Origin of the sequence: Tateyamaria pelophila (assembly GCF_019966495.1) — a bacterium.
GTDB lineage: Bacteria > Pseudomonadota > Alphaproteobacteria > Rhodobacterales > Rhodobacteraceae > Tateyamaria > Tateyamaria pelophila.
Genome location: NZ_JAIMIA010000232.1, coordinates 1 through 3655, shown reverse-complemented (window position 1 = coordinate 3655; position 3655 = coordinate 1). Strand labels below are relative to the sequence as shown.

2 protein-coding genes and 1 pseudogene are annotated in these 3655 nt (G+C 53.5%); all 3 read right to left on the bottom strand.

Features of this window, described 5'->3' with window-relative positions; genetic code table 11:
- Positions 1-220: 220 nt before the first annotated feature.
- Positions 221-1318: pseudogene (locus tag LC354_RS26925) on the bottom strand (IS630 family transposase).
- A gap of 209 nt (positions 1319-1527) precedes the next feature.
- Positions 1528-3171, bottom strand: a complete 1644-nt coding sequence (locus tag LC354_RS26920; RefSeq protein ID WP_223429018.1) for a hypothetical protein — start codon at positions 3169-3171, stop codon at positions 1528-1530.
- A gap of 239 nt (positions 3172-3410) precedes the next feature.
- The coding region (locus tag LC354_RS26915; protein WP_223429017.1) for a hypothetical protein at positions 3411-3655 on the bottom strand (245 nt) is incomplete at its 5' end.

Here is a 3655-nt window from a genome sequence, read left to right as displayed (position 1 = left end):
GAACCCTCCTTGTTCGGATGGGCTCTTCTCAGATAACAAACTTCAAACGTCTACGAGGGCGGTAGCACGGCGCTTACTATCTTACTGTAAATTATTCCACTTCGGTGATACCATTCTTGCTGATGAGCGCAGATGGTTGCATCGGCTGCGGCGCGGGCATTTTTCGCGGGGTAAGTGCCATAAGACCCCATTAAATGGGGGAGTTATACCAACGGCACAATTAGCTGACCGTTATCCAATCCCTTTGAGTAATTGAGGTTATGCGGTCAGGATCGTTTGCGAAGAAATTCCAGGCGTCCTGGCATTTGTTGAGTATGTCCTCGTAGCTATCAAATACGGAGATGGCGAGTTTGTTGGCCCGCAAGTAGGCCCAGACGTTTTTCATCGGGTTGAGTTCGGGCGCATAGGGCGGCAGTTTCAGCAGCGTGATATTGTCGGGCACATCGAGAGCTTTGGCACAATGCCAACCGGCCCCGTCCACGATCAGCAGCGCATGGGCCCCCGGCGCGACTGCCTTGGCGATCTCTTCGAGATGCAACCCCATTGCTTCTGCGTTGACATAGGGCAAGATCAGCCCGGCTCCGGTGCCACGTGCGGGGCAGGCAGCGCCAAAGATGTAGCTCCACTTGTAGCGTGTATCGCGGGGCACACGCGGGCGTGTGCCCCGTCGCGCCCAGATACGCGTCAGGGTGCCTTGCTGGCCCACGCGGGCGTCCGCCATGAGCCTCGGACCGATGGCGGCTTCCATGGCGAACTCTTGAAACCAAACCTCCAGTGGTTTTCCACGCGCGTGTCCGGGCAGGATATCCGCTACGATACTTGCGAAGTTTTTTTGAACGCAGTCAGTGCCGATACGTCAGCATTGGGATGTTCCGGGCGTACTGAGAGCCCTGCGAAACCCCAGCTTGGCCAGATATGTACCGACCGTGCGCTCATGGAGTTGGACATTGAACTCCGCTTCAATGCGCCGCGCAAGATCCACGCGCCGCCAGCGCACGACACCATCTCGCGCCGGATCGGGCCCGGCCTCAACCCAACGCGAGAGTTGCGCCATCTGGTCTTCAGACAAGAGGGGCTTCACCCCACCACCAGAACGGTTGGACAGTCCCTCGACACCTTCGGTATTGTAACGGTGAACCCAGTCCCGAAGGGTCTGACGATCCATTCCGCAGCTTTCAGCCGCGACCTTTCGAGACGCCCCATCAAGCACCAAAGCGATGGCCAAAAGGCGCCGCGATATGCGTCCGTCCTTCACACGCCCCGATTGTCTGCGCAAATCCGACGCCGTCATGTCATCGCGTGTAATCCTCACCGTCATTCCAACCTCCAAATCGGTTGAAGCGATTGAGTCAGACTTTTACGAAATTGGGAATCCAAAAAGAGTCAGACCCTCGAGCCGCTGGTATTACACACTGTGTGAGCGATCCATGACACCCGCCCCCTACCACTTTAACTGGTTGAAATATATCACGCTACTGGCCACTAGGGCGACGAAACCGCCCAGCAATTTGGGATGTGTGGAGTACACTACGAGACTGATGCTAAACTGACCTGCCTTGGGCTTACGTGTAGTCCTGCTCTTCGAACCCCTTCGATCAACTGTTCGATCAAGTTTGCCGAAACGTGTCTTTGCATCAGATCTTTCGTGATCCGTGTTCCATACGAGCCATCAATAGCCAGAATTTTTTTGACAGCTTCATACGATTCCGCAGTTCGTCCCAGTTGCGCTGCGGAAACTGCTATCATGACGTGGCAGTAAACCTGAGCCTGTGCCCCTATCTTCCGTGCTTCGATAAGTGCACGTTCGTATTGGCCGGATGAATAATAATAAAGCGACAAACCAATACGAAATTCTCCGCGTTGGCCAGGGTTCCGTGCATAGCTTTCCTCAAGCAACGGCACCGCCTGGTCCCAGTCCGCGAGCAATGCGTAACGATGTCCCAGTTCTGCCATGGTATTTGTATCGTTCGGGTTTAGCCTGTGGCCAGTTTCCAGGGCTTCAATACATCCGGCCGTGTCACCAGCATACCAACACGCCAAGCCGCGTGCGTGATGAGCGGTATTTGAGGACGGCGCGATTTCGATTGAGTCATCTGCCAGTTCCAGTGCTCTTTGCAACGGATCAGAGGTGAAAGCTCGTACATCGTAGTTGAAACGGACGGCATTCGAATAGAGTTGCGACAAGCAGGCGTGGGCTTCGGAGTAATGCGGATCCTCGACAACGACCCTTTCAAGCTCCGCAATCAGTTTGTCACATAGGCGGACATCATATGTTCGACAGAAATCGTAGTACCTATTGACCGCCTCGTATGATTGCAAATGTTTGGGGAGCGGCCCATCCATGTGATGGACTCTGCTGTAGACTACACCGTATGGCTGCGCCAAGGTGCGTACAACTTTGTCCGCGATCTCATCTCTTGCTTGGATCAGAGTTTCAGTTCGCAGTTGTTTATGGAAAGTTTCTGCCCACAAGTATTGACCCGTCTTCGCGTCCGCTAGAATAGCCTTCACACTGAAACTGTCGTTTGTGACACTTACGGAACCAAAAAGCAGAAGGTCGGCCTCAAGTTCCTCACGAATTTGCTCCCGATCCGCGTCTGAACCGAAGTTGACCACAGTGTCGGATCCGAAAACGCATAGCCCGGCGAACCGGGTCAAGCCGACGATCAAGTTGCGCATGAAATCATGTGCAAAGTCTCTGCAGTCCAGATTAACGCCCTCATCCTCGAAGAGCGAAACAAAAATTCGCGGGCCTTTTATACCAAAGTTCTGGTTTGGTTTTGAGGGTAATTTGTTTTCTTGTTTCTGAGCGGAAACTGGAAGTTTGGCGCTCTCGATGGTCGGAACATAGGTACCTTTTGGTAGGACGAAGCGGATCGGATCATCACAGCCGGATGTCAGATAATAATGCTTTAGTGACCTGCGTAGGCGGCTGGCTTCAATGCGCACGATTGAGTCGACCTGCGGGTCAAAGTCCGGACTGCGACCAAAGACAGATGTTGCCACGTTATAGGCTTTGACGCGATCGCCGCGCCCTGCCAGCAGTTCGTCGACAACGTACGATAGGAAGTTACGATTCCGTTGCGATGCGTCAAAGTCGTTGGAGGCCAGTATCGTGCTGAGTTGTTCACGAATGTCGCCCTCGTGCATGCCGTCATCGGCGATACTCATATTAGGTCCTTAATCAGTCACGGTATTTCGCCAACCTGCGCACACCTTCACAACAGGTATCAAACAAATGAAAGCCGCTCAAATGCAAAAACTTGAGAGTTACGCGCAGGCAGGTCGCTTCGGTAAATCCTTTGCCGCTCCTGAGACCATCTCTCGACGGCTGATTGAAAGACATTGAAGGCTGAATGATTTCGGTGATCCGCCGGACACCGCGCCCTGAGGTTACGCCGATGCTCAGTTCATAGGTAAGGTGTACGTAGGGCGCGTTCTGAATTGCAGTTGATCTGTGCAACACGGCCGGGACCAGCCATGAATTTGCCAGACAGAGGGGCGTGACGCATCACCAACAGAGGTAAATGCAATGCGGGTGCCATCTGATGATTAGGCAACACACCCATTAATTCTTGTTTAAGGGCATAGGTTTGTGATTCATTTCGTCCAAACAACGGGCGGGAGGATGCAAGTGGCGCGATCAGACATGAGC